This window comes from Pseudomonas sp. 58 R 3 (genome assembly GCF_900006605.1).
In the GTDB taxonomy this organism is placed as follows: Bacteria; Pseudomonadota; Gammaproteobacteria; order Pseudomonadales; family Pseudomonadaceae; genus Aquipseudomonas; species Aquipseudomonas salomonii.
Genome location: NZ_CVTT01000065.1, coordinates 68,225 through 83,158, shown reverse-complemented (window position 1 = coordinate 83,158; position 14,934 = coordinate 68,225). Strand labels below are relative to the sequence as shown.

20 protein-coding genes are annotated in these 14,934 nt (G+C 61.5%); 6 read left to right on the top strand and 14 right to left on the bottom strand.

Annotated features, from left to right (window positions below):
* The first annotated feature begins 6 nt into the window (after window positions 1-6).
* Together serS and cysG are read left to right on the top strand one after the other, a co-directional pair.
* Window positions 7-1,287, top strand: a complete 1,281-nt coding sequence (serS, locus tag BFP92_RS21500) for a serine--tRNA ligase (protein ID WP_065931008.1) — start codon at window positions 7-9, stop codon at window positions 1,285-1,287.
* A complete protein-coding gene (gene cysG / locus BFP92_RS21495; RefSeq protein ID WP_065931007.1) occupies window positions 1,288-2,682 on the top strand; it encodes a siroheme synthase CysG in 1,395 nt (464 codons plus the stop codon).
* A 47-nt stretch (window positions 2,683-2,729) separates the two neighbouring features.
* Here cysG and BFP92_RS21490 read toward each other — a convergent pair whose 3' ends face one another.
* The 6 genes from BFP92_RS21490 to tusD all read right to left on the bottom strand — a co-directional run bounded on the left by BFP92_RS21490 (window position 2,730) and on the right by tusD (window position 6,166).
* Entirely contained in the window at window positions 2,730-3,725 is a 996-nt protein-coding gene (locus BFP92_RS21490) for a glutathione S-transferase family protein (protein WP_065931006.1), read from the bottom strand.
* An 88-nt stretch (window positions 3,726-3,813) separates the two neighbouring features.
* A complete protein-coding gene (locus BFP92_RS21485; RefSeq protein ID WP_065931005.1) occupies window positions 3,814-4,815 on the bottom strand; it encodes a glycosyl transferase family protein in 1,002 nt (333 codons plus the stop codon).
* Window positions 4,812-5,147 (bottom strand): TusE/DsrC/DsvC family sulfur relay protein, encoded by a 336-nt coding sequence (locus BFP92_RS21480; protein WP_065931004.1) that lies wholly within the window; start codon window positions 5,145-5,147, stop codon window positions 4,812-4,814. Before BFP92_RS21480 ends, BFP92_RS21485 begins: the two co-directional genes overlap by 4 nt.
* The gene (gene tusB, locus BFP92_RS21475) at window positions 5,144-5,422 is read right to left on the bottom strand and encodes a sulfurtransferase complex subunit TusB (protein WP_065931003.1); all 279 of its coding nucleotides are present in this window, start codon (window positions 5,420-5,422) and stop codon (window positions 5,144-5,146) included. The genes BFP92_RS21480 and tusB overlap by 4 nt, the downstream gene beginning before the upstream one ends.
* Window positions 5,422-5,772, bottom strand: coding sequence for a sulfurtransferase complex subunit TusC (tusC, locus tag BFP92_RS21470; RefSeq protein WP_065931002.1), 351 nt, complete (start codon window positions 5,770-5,772; stop codon window positions 5,422-5,424). The genes tusB and tusC overlap by 1 nt, the downstream gene beginning before the upstream one ends.
* 1 nt (window position 5,773) lies before the next feature.
* Entirely contained in the window at window positions 5,774-6,166 is a 393-nt protein-coding gene (tusD, locus tag BFP92_RS21465; RefSeq protein WP_058419924.1) for a sulfurtransferase complex subunit TusD, read from the bottom strand.
* Between the two features lie 159 nt (window positions 6,167-6,325).
* Here tusD and BFP92_RS21460 point away from each other — a divergent pair, with 159 nt between their 5' ends.
* Window positions 6,326-7,501 carry a CaiB/BaiF CoA transferase family protein gene (locus BFP92_RS21460; protein ID WP_065931001.1) on the top strand — a complete coding sequence of 392 codons (1,176 nt, stop codon included), beginning with the start codon at window positions 6,326-6,328 and terminating at the stop codon, window positions 7,499-7,501.
* Between the two features lie 43 nt (window positions 7,502-7,544).
* On the opposite strand, the gene BFP92_RS21455 is transcribed toward BFP92_RS21460, so the two are convergent.
* Entirely contained in the window at window positions 7,545-8,039 is a 495-nt protein-coding gene (locus BFP92_RS21455) for a SprT family zinc-dependent metalloprotease (protein ID WP_056861886.1), read from the bottom strand.
* Window positions 8,040-8,166: 127 nt separating this feature from the next.
* Window positions 8,167-8,769: a Yip1 family protein gene (locus BFP92_RS21450; protein WP_056861713.1), complete on the bottom strand. Its 603-nt coding sequence runs from the start codon at window positions 8,767-8,769 to the stop codon at window positions 8,167-8,169.
* A gap of 366 nt (window positions 8,770-9,135) precedes the next feature.
* Here BFP92_RS21450 and ttcA point away from each other — a divergent pair, with 366 nt between their 5' ends.
* Window positions 9,136-9,960 (top strand): tRNA 2-thiocytidine(32) synthetase TtcA, encoded by an 825-nt coding sequence (ttcA, locus tag BFP92_RS21445; RefSeq protein ID WP_065931000.1) that lies wholly within the window; start codon window positions 9,136-9,138, stop codon window positions 9,958-9,960.
* A gap of 67 nt (window positions 9,961-10,027) precedes the next feature.
* On the top strand, window positions 10,028-10,699 hold the full coding sequence (locus tag BFP92_RS21440) for a DNA-3-methyladenine glycosylase I (protein WP_065930999.1): 672 nt from the start codon (window positions 10,028-10,030) through the stop codon (window positions 10,697-10,699).
* A gap of 124 nt (window positions 10,700-10,823) precedes the next feature.
* Here BFP92_RS21440 and BFP92_RS21435 read toward each other — a convergent pair whose 3' ends face one another.
* The 3 genes from BFP92_RS21435 to arsC are packed head-to-tail and all read right to left on the bottom strand — an operon-like array spanning window position 10,824 to window position 12,179.
* Complete coding sequence (locus BFP92_RS21435; protein WP_056861716.1) at window positions 10,824-11,231, bottom strand: DUF2069 domain-containing protein; 408 nt, start codon at window positions 11,229-11,231, stop codon at window positions 10,824-10,826.
* Complete coding sequence (wrbA, locus tag BFP92_RS21430) at window positions 11,215-11,829, bottom strand: NAD(P)H:quinone oxidoreductase (RefSeq protein WP_017136576.1); 615 nt, start codon at window positions 11,827-11,829, stop codon at window positions 11,215-11,217. The genes BFP92_RS21435 and wrbA overlap by 17 nt, the downstream gene beginning before the upstream one ends.
* A complete protein-coding gene (gene arsC, locus BFP92_RS21425) occupies window positions 11,826-12,179 on the bottom strand; it encodes an arsenate reductase (glutaredoxin) (protein WP_065930998.1) in 354 nt (117 codons plus the stop codon). The genes wrbA and arsC overlap by 4 nt, the downstream gene beginning before the upstream one ends.
* Before the next feature lie 117 nt (window positions 12,180-12,296).
* Here arsC and BFP92_RS21420 point away from each other — a divergent pair, with 117 nt between their 5' ends.
* Window positions 12,297-12,758: a TlpA family protein disulfide reductase gene (locus tag BFP92_RS21420; RefSeq protein ID WP_065930997.1), complete on the top strand. Its 462-nt coding sequence runs from the start codon at window positions 12,297-12,299 to the stop codon at window positions 12,756-12,758.
* Window positions 12,759-12,899: 141 nt separating this feature from the next.
* Here BFP92_RS21420 and BFP92_RS21415 read toward each other — a convergent pair whose 3' ends face one another.
* The 3 genes from BFP92_RS21415 to BFP92_RS21405 form a co-directional block, all read right to left on the bottom strand.
* Window positions 12,900-13,301 (bottom strand): META domain-containing protein, encoded by a 402-nt coding sequence (locus BFP92_RS21415; RefSeq protein ID WP_058419873.1) that lies wholly within the window; start codon window positions 13,299-13,301, stop codon window positions 12,900-12,902.
* Window positions 13,298-13,738, bottom strand: coding sequence for a hypothetical protein (locus BFP92_RS21410; protein WP_065930996.1), 441 nt, complete (start codon window positions 13,736-13,738; stop codon window positions 13,298-13,300). The genes BFP92_RS21415 and BFP92_RS21410 overlap by 4 nt, the downstream gene beginning before the upstream one ends.
* 71 nt (window positions 13,739-13,809) lie before the next feature.
* Window positions 13,810-14,799 carry a 2-hydroxyacid dehydrogenase gene (locus BFP92_RS21405; protein ID WP_065930995.1) on the bottom strand — a complete coding sequence of 330 codons (990 nt, stop codon included), beginning with the start codon at window positions 14,797-14,799 and terminating at the stop codon, window positions 13,810-13,812.
* Between the last annotated feature and the right edge of the window lie 135 nt (window positions 14,800-14,934).

Genomic DNA, 14,934 nt, shown 5'->3' with positions numbered 1-14,934 from the left:
ACCGACATGCTCGATTCCAAACTGTTACGTAGCAACCTTCAGGACGTAGCGGACCGCCTGGCATCCCGTGGCTTTGCCTTGGATGTTGCGCGCATCGAAGCGCTGGAAGAACAGCGCAAGACCGTCCAGACCCGCACCGAAGCACTGCAGGCTGAGCGTAATGCGCGTTCCAAATCCATCGGTCAGGCCAAGCAGCGCGGCGAAGACATTGCGCCGTTGATGGCGGATGTCGAGCGTATGGGCACCGAGCTGTCCGACTGGAAGTTCGAACTGGACAATCTCCAGCGCTCCCTGGATTCTGTTTATTTGGGAATCCCCAACCTGCCGCACGAATCCGTGCCGATTGGCGAAGACGAAGACGGCAACGTCGAAGTGCGCCGCTGGGGCACGCCAAAAGCCTTCGATTTCGAGATCAAGGATCACGTTGCGTTGGGCGAACTGACCGGCGGCCTGGATTTCGAAACCGCCGCCAAAATGTCCGGCGCACGCTTTGCTCTGCTGCGCGGCCCGATTGCGCGCATGCACCGTGCCCTGGCGCAGTTCATGATCAACCTGCACACCGCTGAACACGGCTACGAAGAAGCTTACACGCCGTATCTGGTGCAGGCGCCGGCGCTGATGGGCACCAGTCAGCTGCCGAAGTTCGAAGAAGACCTGTTCAAGATCAGCCGCGACGGCGAAGCCGACCTGTACCTGATCCCGACCGCCGAAGTGTCGCTGACCAATATCGTCGCCGGTGAAATCCTCGACGCCAAGCAACTGCCGATCAAGTTCGTGGCTCACAGCCCGTGCTTCCGTAGCGAAGCCGGTGCCTCGGGCCGTGACACGCGCGGCATGATCCGTCAGCACCAGTTCGACAAGGTAGAGATGGTGCAGGTTGTAGAACCGTCGACCTCCATGGAAGCCCTGGAAGGCTTGACCGCCAACGCCGAGCGCGTCCTGCAACTGCTGGAGCTGCCGTACCGCGTACTGGCGCTGTGCACTGGCGACATGGGTTTCAGCGCCGTGAAAACCTACGACCTCGAAGTGTGGGTGCCGAGCCAGGACAAGTACCGCGAGATTTCGTCGTGCTCCAACTGCGGTGATTTCCAGGCCCGTCGCATGCAGGCGCGTTTCCGTAACCCGGAAACCGGCAAGCCGGAACTGGTGCACACCCTCAACGGCTCGGGCCTGGCCGTAGGCCGTACCCTGGTGGCCGTGCTGGAAAACTACCAGCAGGCCGACGGTTCCATCCGCGTGCCGGAAGTGCTCAAGCCGTACATGGGCGGCGTTGAGGTCATCGGCTAAATGGAATTTCTGCCGCTGTTTCATAACCTGCGCGGCAGTCGTGTGTTGGTCGTCGGTGGCGGGGAGATTGCCTTGCGCAAATCCCGGCTGCTGGCCGACGCCGGTGCGTTGCTGCGGGTGGTTGCTCCCCAGATCGAAGACCAGTTGCGAGAACTGGTGCTGGGCAGTGGCGGGGACCTGATTCTGCGCGGTTATCAGGAGGCAGACCTTGACGGCTGTGTGCTGATTATCGCGGCCACGGACGACGAGCCGCTGAATGCGCAAGTGTCCAGCGATGCCAAGCGCCGCTGTGTGCCGGTCAATGTGGTGGACGCGCCGGCCTTGTGCAGCGTGATCTTCCCGGCGATTGTCGACCGTTCACCCTTGGTGATTGCGGTGTCCAGCGGCGGCGATGCGCCGGTGCTGGCACGCTTGATCCGCGCCAAGCTGGAAACCTGGATTCCGTCGACCTATGGCCAACTGGCCGGTTTGGCGGCGCGTTTTCGCGCCCAGGTCAAAGGTTTGTACCCGGATGTGCAGCAGCGTCGGGCCTTTTGGGAAGAGGTTTTCCAGGGCCCGATCGCCGACCGTCAACTGGCCGGGCAGGGTGGTGAAGCCGAGCGTCTGTTGATCGAAAAGGTCAATGGCGCGCCGCCGTATGCGCCGGGCGAAGTCTATTTGGTCGGTGCGGGCCCGGGTGATCCGGACTTGCTGACCTTCCGTGCCTTGCGCCTGATGCAGCAGGCCGATGTGGTGCTGTATGACCGCCTGGTGGCCCCGGCGATTCTTGAGCTGTGCCGCCGTGACGCTGAGCGTATCTACGTCGGCAAACGTCGCGCCGACCATGCCGTGCCGCAGGACCAGATCAACCAGCAACTGGTGGATTTGGCCAAGCAGGGCAAGCGTGTGTTGCGACTCAAAGGTGGCGATCCCTTCATCTTCGGCCGTGGCGGCGAAGAGATCGAGGAACTGGCGGCCCATGGCATCCCGTTCCAGGTGGTGCCGGGGATCACGGCGGCCAGCGGTTGCGCGGCGTATGCCGGGATTCCGCTGACGCACCGTGACTATGCGCAGTCGGTGCGCTTTATCACCGGGCATTTGAAGAACGGAACGTCGGACCTGCCTTGGCATGACCTCGTGGGGCCGTCGCAGACGTTGGTGTTCTACATGGGCCTGATCGGCTTGCCGATCATCTGCGAGCAACTGATCAAGCACGGGCGCGCGGCAGATACACCGGCGGCGTTGATCCAGCAGGGCACCACGTCCAACCAGCGCGTGTTTACCGGCACACTGGCGGATTTGCCACGCATGGTGGCGGAGCATGAGGTGCATGCGCCGACACTGGTGATCGTCGGTGAGGTGGTGGTGTTGCGCGAGAAGCTCAAGTGGTTTGAAGGCGCGCAATCCCAGGTTTAACACTGATCTTGTGGCGAGGGAGCTTGCCCCCTCGCCACAAGATGTTCTCAGTTCCAGACACCTTTGCCGCTCAACCGCGCCCGACCATGCTCGGCATCAAAGCTCTGCAACGGCCCTTTCGGCACAATTCCGGTCGGGTTGATCGTCCGATGGCTCGCATAGTAATGCCCCTTGATATGCGCAAAATCCACCGTCTCGGCCACGCCCGGCCACTGATACAACTCCCTTAGCCAGTTCGACAAATTCGGATAGTCGGCAATCCGCCGCAGGTTGCATTTGAAGTGGCTGTAATACACCGCATCAAAGCGAATCAGCGTGGTGAACAGCCGCACATCGGCTTCGGTCAGGTATTCACCGGCCAGGTAGCGCTGCTCAGCCAAGTGCTGTTCCAGGCGATCCAGCTCGGCAAACACATCATCAAATGCACTTTCATACGCCTGCTGCGAGGTGGCAAACCCTGCGCGGTACACGCCATTGTTCACCGCGGGGTAGATGCGCTCGTTCAGCGTATCGATCGTCGAGCGCAGGGCTTCGGGGTAGAAATCCAGCGTATTGCCGGTCAGCCCGTTAAACGCACTGTTGAACATGCGGATGATCTCCGCCGATTCATTGCTGACGATGCGCTTGAGCTTTTTGTCCCACAGCACTGGCACGGTGACACGCCCGGTGTAATTTTCGGTGTCTGCGGTGTAACGCTGGTGCATGAAGTCGAAACCGTCGAGCTTGTCGCCGGTCGAGCCGTGTGCCTTGTCGAAGGTCCAGCCATTTTCAAGCATCAGCCAACTGACCACGGACACGTCGATCAAGCTTTCCAAACCCTTGAGTTTGCGCAGGATCAGCGTGCGATGGGCCCACGGGCAAGCCAGGGACACGTACAGGTGGTAACGACCGGCTTCGGCCTTGAAACCGCCGTCGCCGCTGGGGCCAGGCTCGCCATCGGCGGTCACCCAGTGGCGGCGTTGCGCCTGCTCGCGCTGGAACGCGCCGTCTGCGCTACTTTCGTACCACTGGTCTTTCCAGTGTCCTTCGATCAGCAAACCCATGACTGGCTCCTTGGCTAATAAGCGTTGGAGCCCAGTCTAAAGGGCTGAGTTCGAACTAAAAGCGCAAAGACCGGGCGGTAATCATCGATTAAATCGATTTATTCCGCGCATCCCAGAATTGCCGGGCCAATTCGAACGCCTGCTCCCGTGAGTGGCCGAGGCCGCGCAGGGCCAGGGCCATGGTCGCGATCAGCGCCAGTTGCGGGTAACTGTCTTCGACATCGCCGCGCCACAAGGCTTTTAAATGCTCGGGTTCCAGGCTGGCCGGTTTGACGTGGCGCTGGGCGGAGAGGGCGGGCCATTCTTCGTCCCAACTCTGGCCGCCGGTGGTGCCATACAAGTGGCTGATCGTGTCGGGGTTGATCTCGACTTCGCCGCCATCGCCTTTCACCACAATCACGTTATCGCCCAGCAGGCCGCTGGCATCGCGGTGCACGCCCTGGTAACCGGGGTGGAAAATGCTTTGCAAGCCGCAACGCGCATTCAGCGGGTTGAGCAGGCGCGCCAGGGAATGAATGGGTGAGCGCAGGCCCAGGGTGTTGCGCAAGTCGATCATGCGTTGCAGTTGCGGCGCCCAGTCACCCAGCGGGATAAACGCCAGGTTGCCTTGCTCGAACGCCGTCTGGACCTGTTGCCAATTGCGACACAGCGGGATTTGCAGGCCTTGCAGCAATTGCTCGGTGTACAAGCGGCCCGCCGTATGGGCGCCGCCGCCGTGCATCAGGATGCGCACGCCGTTTTGCGCCAGGCACTTGGCCGCCAACAGATACCACGGCAGGTGGCGTTTTTTACCGGCGTAGGTCGGCCAATCGATGTCTACATTCAGCGCCGGCGCCTTCAGGCGTTCGCGTACGGCTTCGGTGAAACCGGCGAGTTCTTCCGGGCTCTCTTCCTTGTGACGCAGCAGCATCAGGAAGGCGCCGAGCTGGGTGTCTTCGACTTTTTCGTCGAGCAGCATGCCCATGGCTTCGCGGGCTTCCTCACGGGTGAGGTTGCGCGCGCCGCGCTTGCCTTTGCCCAGGATGCGCACGAATTGCGCAAACGGGTGCTCGGCGGGGGTTTCAAGGGTCAGCGGGGCAAAGTCGGTCATAAGCAATTCGTCGGCCTGGGCAGGCCCGCCAGCTTGGCGGCAAGTTTGGCGGGGGTGCCATTGAAGAGTTTGTTGAGGTGCAGGCTGTTGCCCTTGTCCGGGCCGAGCTTTAAAGCGGTGTACTTGATCAGCGGGCGCGTGGCCGGGGACAGCTGAAATTCTGCATAAAACCCGCGCAGCAGTTCGAGGATTTCCCAATGCTCGGCGGTCAATGCCAAGGGTTCGGCGGCGGCCAGGGCATTGGCCACGTCGGTGGACCAGTCATTCAGGTCGACGAGATAGCCGTCCTTGTCCAGCTCAAGCGTGCGTTCGCCTACGGTCAGGGTGTTCATAGCCAGGTGTTGACCTTGTCGTAGTCGATCGACAGCTGCACGAAACCTGGATAGTCGACGCTGTCGGCCCAGTCCGGCAGGGGCAGGTTGCGTGCCTGCATGTCTTCGGCCAGGACAAAGACCTTCACGCCACGGGTTTGCAGGGCTGCGTTGTGCAGGCCGTAGGCGCCGTCGCCACACAGCAGGATGGCGTCCTCGGCACCGCACACGCGCAGGCAACTGGCCAGGCGGCTATCGGTAAACGGGGAGTGAGATACCACGTGCAAAGTCGACATCAGAGGGTCATCACCTGGTCATAACGGTCAATCAATTGGGCGATCGCGGCGCTGTCCAGCGCCTGCGCGCCGGCAGGTGTCACGAGGCTGCGCTCGGTAAGGCTGTGGCTGCAGGCAAACACCTCATCAATGCCGAACAGGCCCAACGCCTGCAGGTTGGCGCTCAGGTCTTTTTGCTGTACAGCCTTGGCGTCCTGATGCGTTGCCAACTGGAACACGCCATCGTCCATAAACAGCAGACCCATCGGCAGATCAAAGGCGCCACCGGCCAATACGATATCCAGCGCTTCCCGCGCACTCGGCCCGGACCACGGGGCCTGGCGGCTGATCACCAATAAAGACTTGGCCATCTCACGGCCCTCCAAAACAGATCAGGCGGTCGGCAGCCTGGATCGCGTCATGCAATTGCCCCAGGCCCGACAACGCCCACGGCGCGTCAAGGTTCACCGCGCTGCGTTGGTAACGCGTGGCTTCCTCAGTATTGAGTACGCCACGGCGCAAGGCGGCGGCGATGCACACCACGCCGTCGAGTTGATGCTGGCTGACAAACTCACGCCACTGGCGGGCAATGTCTTGCTCATCCTGGGGCGCAACGATGTTATTGGCAGCGCTGTACACGCCGTCCTGATAAAAAAACAGCCGCACAATCTCATGCCCACCGGCCAGCGCTGCCTGGGCGAACAGCAAGGCGCGGCGCGAGGAGGGCGCATGGGCGGCGGAAAATACTGCAATCGCAAACTTCATGGAACACTCTGCAAGCAAACCTGGGCCAATGATAAAGCCGCCGCCGCGAAAAAGCCCGCCGTGATCAAAACGGTCACTCTCGGTGATTGTTCTGACGATTGCCGGTCGGGCCGGACCCGGCCTACGCTGTGGCCATTCGAAGAAGAAAAAGGAGTCCCCATGTCAGGTCCCTTGGCGTCCCTCAAAGTGCTGGATTTTTCCACCTTGCTGCCTGGCCCGTTCGCATCCTTGTTGCTGGCGGACATGGGCGCCGAGGTGCTGCGTATCGAATCGCCCACGCGCATGGACCTGCTGCGTGTGCTGCCGCCCCATGATCAGGGGACCTCGGCGAGCCATGCGTATCTCAATCGCAACAAGCGCAGCCTGGCACTGGACCTCAAGCAGGCAGAAGCGCTGCAGATCGTGCGTGAGCTGGTCAAGGACTACGATATTGTCCTCGAGCAATTCCGGCCCGGGGTGATGGAGCGCCTCGGCCTGGGTTATGAGGCGCTGAAAGCGCTCAACCCCAGGCTGATTTATGTGTCGATCACCGGTTACGGTCAGACCGGGCCTTATAAAGACCGCGCCGGGCACGATATCAACTACCTCGCGTTGGCCGGCGTGGCCAGTTACACCGGTCGCCGGGACAGCGGGCCGGTGCCGCTGGGTGTGCAATTGGCGGATGTCGGCGGTGGGTCGCTGCACGCGGTAGTGGGGTTGCTCGCCGCCGTGATTGCCCGCCAGTACAGTGGCGTCGGCCAATACCTGGATGTGAGCATGACCGACTGCTCGTTCAGCCTGAATGCCATGGCCGGTGCGGGCTACCTGGCCTGCGGGGTCGAGCCTGATTGGGAGAACCATGTACTCAACGGCGGCAGTTTCTATGATTATTACCGCACGCGTGATGGGCGCTGGATGTCGGTGGGCAGCCTGGAACCGGCGTTTATGCGGCAATTGTGCGACGCGCTGGGAAGGCCGGAACTGGCCATGCAAAGCCTCAAACCCGACCAGCAAAAAGCCCTGAAGCTGGCGTTGCAGGTCGAGTTTGAGAAGCGCAGCTTCGAGGAGCTGTGTGAGTTGTTCGCCGGAGTGGATGCGTGTGTCGAGCCGGTGCTGAGGCTGAGTGAAGCGCTGGATCATCCACAGTTGAAGGCGCGGGAGCTGGTCAGCCAGGTGCCACGGGGTGATGGCTCGACCCAGACGCAACTGGCCTGCCCGTTGAAGTTTTCCGAGGGGTTGCCGGCGCCTCGGCATATTGGTGCGGCGGTGGGGGCGCACAGTGATGAAGTGCTGGCTGAGTTGGGGTTGAGTGCCCAGCGGATAGACGAGTTGCGGCGGGCCAAGGTTGTTGGGTGACTGATCTGGCGTCATCGCAGCGATGCGGCGACCCGACAAGCCCTCACTCCACCCGAGTTTCCCCTGTGTACACCAAAGTGTGCCGACACCGCCTGCACAAATACCGCCGCCCCTGATTCACCAGCCCATGCCTCTGGGCCGAAAACGGGAAATCGCTGTCGGCACACGGGCAACGGTAGATATACCGGGTCACCTGGCGGCGCTTGATCTCATAGGTGTGGCAACGATCCGGCGGCAGTTCGTACACCCCGCGCATGATCAGTTGCCATTCCTCGCCATGGGGTTGGATGCGCTCGCCAAACAATTGGTGGGCGATCAGGTGCGCGACTTCATGGGCCACGGTCTGCTTGAGGAAGTGTTGGCTGTTTTCGCGGTACAACTGTGGGTTGAAACGCAGCAGGTTCTCGTGCAAATGCGCGACACCGGCCTTCTGGCCCCGCAGCTTGAGGCTGACCTGGGGGCGTTTGAAGCTTCGTTTAAAAAAGGATTCGGCTTGTAGGAAACAATCTTCGACGCGGGTATTGAGTTGCTCGGGCATGCTGACCATATCTCCAGAGACGTCCAGTATGCCGCAAAAGCAGGTGTTTCCGAATCTGTCAGGCGCCGAATGGTCATGCATAACGCACAAAGCCACCTTGCGGTGGCTTTGCCTGCGGTTGATCCGCTTAGTTGGTGTAAATCGGGCCTACGCCCAGCCCCCAGACGATCACGGTAAACGCCATGATTGCCACCAGTACCACCAGGCCCACGGCCAGTACCGAGCTGGAAAACAGGAAGCCCTCGTCCGGGTCGATGTTCATAAACGTCGGCAGGCCCACATACAGCAAGTACACCGTGTAACAGATAGCCGCCGTGCCCACGACCATCCCCAGCCACATATGCGGATAGAGCGCCGCGAGCCCGCCGATAAACAGCGGGGTCGCGGTGTAGGTGGCGAACGCGACGCAGCGCGCCATGCTGGGGCTGGCGTCGTAGGTGCGGGCCATCCAATGGATGAAAGCGCCCATCACCGCCACGCCGCCGAGCATCGCCGCGTAGGACATGAGGGTCATCCACAGCGCACTTTCCTGGGTCAACATGACCGGGGCGCGATTGCCGATGACCCAGCCGACCCGGGTGGTGCCGATAAAAGCCGAGACGGCAGGGATCGCCGCGAGAATCAAAGTGTGAGTGAGGTACATGTGGCCGATACTTTCTTCCTTATCGCCACGAATTTCCCGCCATTCCTGGTCGGGATGGGTAAACAGCCCCACGACGTGATGGATCATGCCAGTCACTCCTGTCGTTATTACCATCGCCCCCCATCGGAGCGCCCACGGGCCAAATGGCCACATAAGGTCCTGGATAGTTGTGCGACCTTACGTCGCAGTATAGGAAGTGATGACCGGAAAAACTGTAGGGCTTTAGAGCAAATTGCGCTGTAAACATGGGCGCTAATCGCGGTGAGGTCTGTCAGGCAAGGCGCGATTGGAAATGTGGGAGCGGGCTTGCTCGCGAAAGCGTCGTGTCAGTTGATACATTCATCACAGGTACAGCGCCTTCGCGAGCAAGCCCGCTCCCACATTGGATCTCGGCCAGCCTTAGCGGTAAAATGCCCGGCTTTTCGTCACACACCTCTAGCGGATCCAAGCGCCATGGGCACTCTTACGGTCAACCAGAACAAACTGCAAAAACGCCTGCGTCGCCTGGCCGGGGAAGCGGTCGCCGATTTCAACATGATCCAGGACGGCGACAAAGTCATGGTCTGCCTCTCCGGCGGCAAAGACAGCTACACCCTGCTCGACGTGCTGCTGCACCTGCAAAAGGTCGCGCCGATCCGGTTCGAGATCGTCGCCGTCAACATGGACCAGAAACAACCGGGCTTCCCGGAGCACGTGCTGCCGGCCTATCTCAAAGCGCTGGGCGTGGAGTACCACATCGTTGAGAAAGACACCTACTCGGTGGTCAAGGAGCTGATCCCGGAGGGCAAGACCACCTGCTCGCTGTGCTCACGCCTGCGTCGTGGCACGCTTTACACCTTTGCCGATGAGATCGGCGCGACCAAGATGGCCCTGGGGCACCACCGTGACGACATCGTTGAGACCTTCTTCCTCAATATGTTCTTCAACGGCTCGCTCAAGGCCATGCCGCCCAAGCTGCGTGCCGATGACGGCCGCAACGTGGTGATCCGCCCGCTGGCGTATTGCAACGAGAAGGACATCCAGGCTTACTCCGACTTCAAGCAATTCCCGATCATCCCGTGCAACCTGTGCGGCTCCCAGGAAAACCTGCAGCGCCAGGTGGTCAAGGAGATGTTGGTGGACTGGGAGCGCAAGACCCCGGGCCGCACCGAGAGCATCTTCCGCAGCTTGCAGAATGTGCAGCCATCGCAGCTGGCCGACCGCAACCTGTTCGATTTCACCAGCCTGAAAATCGACGAAAGCGCCGCGTCGCGCTTCGTCAATGTGGTGAACCTCTAAGACGTTTCAACGCTCTGAAAGACGGCGCTTACGGGCGCCGTTTTCCATTCAACTGCCAGGAGAGGGCATGCGCGATTACAAGTGGCTGCACGAATATTGTCTGAACCGCTTTGGTTCAGCGGCCGAGCTGGAAGCCCACCTGCCTGTACCCAAGACCCCGGCGCAATTGCGCAAGATCAGTGATGACCGCTACCTGTCGACCCTGGCGCTGCGCGTATTTCGCGCCGGCTTGAAGCACAGCGTGGTGGATGCCAAATGGCCGGCGTTCGAGCAGGTGTTCTTCGGCTTCGACCCGGAAAAAGTCGTGCTGATGGGCGCCGAGCACCTGGAGCGCCTGATGCAGGACACGCGCATCATTCGCCACCTGGGCAAGCTCAAAAGTGTGCCGCGCAATGCGCAGATGATCCTGGACATCGAGCAGGAAAAGGGCAGCTTCGGCGCGTTTGTCGCCGACTGGCCGGTGACCGATATCGTCAGCTTGTGGAAGTACCTGAGCAAGCACGGGCACCAGTTGGGCGGGCTGTCGGCGCCGCGCTTTTTGCGCATGGTGGGCAAGGATACGTTTGTGCCGAGCGATGACGTGGTGGCGGCCTTGAATGCACAGAAGATCGTCGACAAGGCGCCGACCAGCCTGCGGGACTTGGCGACGGTGCAGGGCGCGTTTAACCAATGGCATGCCGAGAGTGGGCGGCCGATGTGCCAGCTGTCGATGATGCTGGCTTACACGGTGAATCATTGAGACCGCGTTGATGCCTTCGCGAGCAAGCCCGCTCCCACATTCGGCCGCATTCCAAAGGATGTACGCGGATAAATGTGGGAGCGGGCTTGCTCGCGAAGACTGACTGTCCGGCGCCAAATTCCTATCAGACTTGCGCCAACCGCCGATTCAACTGATGCCGCCACCGCACATACAACAGCGCGGTACAAAACACTGCCAGACTCGCCAGCATCTCCAGCACCCCGAACCACTGGCGGTTCGGGTCATACGCCGCCAGTGCGCCCTTGATGAAATACAGGTTCACCACAAAGCACATCCACGAATGCCCGCGCGCGCTGCCCAGCAGCATCCCCGGCGCCAGCACCAGCAGGGGCACCAGCTCGATCAGCAGGATCACCCACGGGCGCGCACCGTGCAGGTCGGCGATGAACAGGTAATACACGCACAGCAAACCCACCAGCCCTAGAAAAGCCAACAAGCTCAGCACGCGTGCCGCCTTGACCCGTGGTTCCAGCCACGCCTGGGGCGGCAGGACCTTAGGCTTTCTGGCCACGGCCGTTCTCCAGCAGCGTGGCGGTGGTGGCCAGGCGCAGGCCGAGGGCGCGGCACAGGGTGATTTCGTGCTGATCGAGCATGCGTTTGCCGTCCGGCCCGGAATGATGGCTGGCGCCATACGGCGTGCCGCCGCCCTGGGTGTCGAGCAAGGCCTGTTCGCTGTAGGGCAGGCCGGTGATCAGCATGCCGTGGTGCAGCAGCGGCAGCAGCATCGACATCAGCGTGGTTTCCTGGCCGCCGTGCAGGCTGGCGGTGGAGGTGAACACGCCAGCCGGTTTGCCCACGAGTGCGCCGGTGAGCCACAGGTTGCTGGTGCCATCGAGGAAGTACTTGAGCGGCGCGGCCATGTTGCCAAAGCGCGTCGGGCTGCCCAGGGCCAGGCCGGAGCAATTCTTCAGATCATCCAGGCTGGCATACAACGCGCCCTCGTCCGGAATGCTCGGCGCCACGGCTTCACACTCGGTGGAAATCGCCGGTACGGTGCGCAGGCGGGCTTCGAGGCCGCCTTGCTCGATGCCGCGGGCAATCTGCCGAGCCATTTCGCTGACCGAGCCATTGCGGCTGTAATACAGCACCAGCACATAGGGCGCGGTCACGGCAGCAACTCCAGCACGTTTTCCGGTGGGCGGCCGATGATGGCTTTGTCGGCGGTTGCCAGGATCGGGCGTTCCATCAGCTTCGGGTGCTCGGCAATCGCGGCAATCAACTGCGCTTCGCTGAGGCTGGCGTCGGCCAGGTTGAGGGTTTTGTATTCATCTTCGCCGGTGCGCAGCAATTGGCGCGCGCTGATGTTCAGCTTGCCGAGCAAGGCCTTGAGTTGCGCGGCGTCCAGCGGGGTTTCGAGGTAGCGCACCACGGTCGGGGTCAGGCCGCGGGCTTCCAGCAGCTCGAGCGCACCGCGCGATTTCGAGCAGCGCGGGTTGTGATAAAGCGTCAGATCGGTCATGTGCGGGTCGCATCTTGCGTAAGGTGGCGGGTATTCTACCTGCGCGGCGACCCGTCCTTAAACCGTAAGAGGCGATAGGTCGCAGCCAACGTTCATTTTTTTGCGAAGGATTACCCCATGACTAGGCGACTGATCGGTGCATTGGCGATCATCACAACCCTGCTGCTCAGCGGCTGCGGTAACGATTACGGCGTTGACCAATATGGCAGGAAAGTGGCGGCCGAACGCCTGGACAAACAATGGGTGGTGGTCAACTACTGGGCCGAATGGTGTGGCCCGTGCCGCACGGAAATTCCGGAACTGAATGCCTTGGCCGAACAGCTGAAAGGCCAGAATGTGGGCGTGTTCGGGGTCAATTTCGACAATGTACAGGGTGAAGAACTCAAGGCCGCCAGCGAGAAGCTGGGGATCAAGTTCACGGTGCTGGCGCAGAACCCGGAAGAGATTTTCGATATTCCGCGCAGCGAGGCGCTGCCGGTGACCTACATCATTGATGACAAGGGCAAGGTGCGTGAACAGTTGATGGGTGAGCAGACGGCGGAAGGTGTGTTGGCCAAACTCAAAGCCTTGCGTGGTTAGAGAGTTGCCCCCAATCCAATGTGGGAGGGGGCTTGCTCCCGAAAGCAGTGTGTCAGTCAGCATATATATTGGCTGACCCACCGCCTTCGGGAGCAAGCCCCCTCCCACATTTAGAGCTCACCCATCTTTAGGCTCCTGGTATCAGCCTTCTTCCAGCCACAGGCGAATCGGCTTGCCTTCAGCCGGCCAGAACCGGGTCTGCTCGATCGGTGAGATATCCCAGCGCTGCACGCCTTGCAGGGCCTGGAAGAAGCGCTGTTCCTGCTCCATCAAGGCTTCGGCGCAGAGTTTGCGGGTGCTGCCGATCTTGCCGAAACTGAGTGTCCGGCCTTCGACGGTGTACGGCGCAAACCAGTGGTTGCAGCCGCCATTGCCGTAGGCGCGGCCATCGGCGCCGAGAGTGACGGTCAGGTGCGCGTAATCCATCAATGGCCGCTCACCAATCCACTCCACCACGTAGCTGTGGTCTTGCTTGAGCTTGACCGCGTCAGCGGCGCAGCCCGTCAGGGCCACACCGAGGGCGGCGAGCAGCAGGCCTTTCATTGCGCAGCCTGCTGGCATTTCGGGCAACGGTGCTTGTCGCCTTCGCTGGCCCAGCCCAGCTCCTTGATGCGCGCATTGGCGGCCGGTGGTAGTGGCTCTTTGGTCAGCTTGGTTTCCACGGCGAATTCAAACTCCAGCACGCTGTCGCAGCTGTCGCAGTTGACCTTCCAGGTGTGGATTTCCAGCTCGCCGAATTTCGGCCCCAGGGCCATCGCGACCCACTGGCCCGCCGGGCGGATGGAATAGCGCGCGTCACCTTCGACGGTCAGGCGCATCGACAGGGTTTTACTGCCGCGCAGGGTGACGATCAAGACGTCGCCATGCTTGATCGAACCACCGTTGCCGGTGACCTGATAACGGCCCGGCACCAGGGCGCGGCATTCGATCAGGGTGTGTTGCGGGCTCAGCAAGCTGAAGCGGAAATCGTGTTCGGCCATGGATCCTCCAAATAGGCGCGGCATCCTATCACGGGTGCCGGCCTATCATGGGCCTGGTATGTGACCGCTGATCAACCTTGCACCAGGTTCTGCGGCTGGCCATCGGCCCACGCGGCAATGTTGGCCAGCGTGGTGGCTGCGATTGCCGCCAGCGCTTCACGGGTCAGGAACGCCTGGTGGGCGGTGATGATCACGTTAGGGAAGGTCAGCAGGCGTGCGAGTACGTCGTCTTGCAGCGGCAGGTCGGAGCGATCCTCGAAAAACAGCTGAGCTTCTTCCTCATACACATCCAGGCCCAGGTAGCCGAGTTGGCCGTTCTTGAGGGCTTCGATCAGCGCAGGCGTATCCACCAGGCCACCGCGTCCGGTGTTGATCAGCATGGCGCCAGGCTGCATCTGTGCCAGGGAACGGGCGTTGATCAGGTGTTTGCTGTCGGCGGTCAGCGGGCAGTGCAGGCTGATGATCTGTGCCTGGGCCAATAGCTCTGGCAGGTCTACATAGCGGGCACCCAGGGCCTGGACCTGCGGATTGGGGAAGGGGTCGCAGGCGAGCAACTGGCAGCCGAACCCGGCCATGATCCTGGCAAAGGTGGCGCCGATCTGCCCGGTGCCGACCACACCGACAGTTTTGCCGACCAGATCGAAACCGGTGAGCCCGTGCAGGCTGAAATCGCCATCGCGGGTACGGTTGTAGGCGCGGTGCAGGCGACGGTTGAGGGCCAGGATCAGCGCGACGGCATGCTCTGCCACCGCGTGGGGCGAGTAGGCCGGTACGCGCACGATACTCAGGCCCAGGCGCTGGGCGGCGGCCAGGTCGACATGGTTGTAACCGGCCGAGCGCAAGGCAATCAAGCGCGTGCCGCCGGCGGCTAACTGCTCTAGCACGGGCGCGCTCAGGTCGTCGTTGATAAACGCGCAGACCACTTCGTGGTGTTCGGCCAGGGCCACGGTGTCGAGGTTCAGGCGGGCCGGCTGGAATTGCAGCTCGACACCTGCCGGCAGCGGCTCGCCGAGAAAACTGTCGCGGTCGTAGGTCTGGCTGCTGAAAAGAATGACGCGCATTAAAAATGCTCCCTGCAATCTTAGATCTGGACACGTTACCCCTGTGGGAGCGGGCTTGCTCGCGAAAGCGGTGGTTCAGTCAGCTCATCTGGCGGCTGATACACCGCTTTCGCGAGCAAGCCCGCTCCCACAAAA

Coding starts and splice junctions, on each gene's coding strand:
- serS (WP_065931008.1), top strand. CDS start 7: ATGCTCGATTCCAAACTGTTACGTAGCAACCTTCAGGACGTAGCGGAC.
- cysG (WP_065931007.1), top strand. CDS start 1,288: ATGGAATTTCTGCCGCTGTTTCATAACCTGCGCGGCAGTCGTGTGTTG.
- BFP92_RS21490 (WP_065931006.1), bottom strand. CDS start 3,725: ATGGGTTTGCTGATCGAAGGACACTGGAAAGACCAGTGGTACGAAAGT.
- BFP92_RS21485 (WP_065931005.1), bottom strand. CDS start 4,815: ATGACCGACTTTGCCCCGCTGACCCTTGAAACCCCCGCCGAGCACCCG.
- BFP92_RS21480 (WP_065931004.1), bottom strand. CDS start 5,147: ATGAACACCCTGACCGTAGGCGAACGCACGCTTGAGCTGGACAAGGAC.
- tusB (WP_065931003.1), bottom strand. CDS start 5,422: ATGTCGACTTTGCACGTGGTATCTCACTCCCCGTTTACCGATAGCCGC.
- tusC (WP_065931002.1), bottom strand. CDS start 5,772: ATGGCCAAGTCTTTATTGGTGATCAGCCGCCAGGCCCCGTGGTCCGGG.
- tusD (WP_058419924.1), bottom strand. CDS start 6,166: ATGAAGTTTGCGATTGCAGTATTTTCCGCCGCCCATGCGCCCTCCTCG.
- BFP92_RS21460 (WP_065931001.1), top strand. CDS start 6,326: ATGTCAGGTCCCTTGGCGTCCCTCAAAGTGCTGGATTTTTCCACCTTG.
- BFP92_RS21455 (WP_056861886.1), bottom strand. CDS start 8,039: ATGCCCGAGCAACTCAATACCCGCGTCGAAGATTGTTTCCTACAAGCC.
- BFP92_RS21450 (WP_056861713.1), bottom strand. CDS start 8,769: ATGATCCATCACGTCGTGGGGCTGTTTACCCATCCCGACCAGGAATGG.
- ttcA (WP_065931000.1), top strand. CDS start 9,136: ATGGGCACTCTTACGGTCAACCAGAACAAACTGCAAAAACGCCTGCGT.
- BFP92_RS21440 (WP_065930999.1), top strand. CDS start 10,028: ATGCGCGATTACAAGTGGCTGCACGAATATTGTCTGAACCGCTTTGGT.
- arsC (WP_065930998.1), bottom strand. CDS start 12,179: ATGACCGATCTGACGCTTTATCACAACCCGCGCTGCTCGAAATCGCGC.
- BFP92_RS21420 (WP_065930997.1), top strand. CDS start 12,297: ATGACTAGGCGACTGATCGGTGCATTGGCGATCATCACAACCCTGCTG.
- BFP92_RS21415 (WP_058419873.1), bottom strand. CDS start 13,301: ATGAAAGGCCTGCTGCTCGCCGCCCTCGGTGTGGCCCTGACGGGCTGC.
- BFP92_RS21410 (WP_065930996.1), bottom strand. CDS start 13,738: ATGGCCGAACACGATTTCCGCTTCAGCTTGCTGAGCCCGCAACACACC.
- BFP92_RS21405 (WP_065930995.1), bottom strand. CDS start 14,799: ATGCGCGTCATTCTTTTCAGCAGCCAGACCTACGACCGCGACAGTTTT.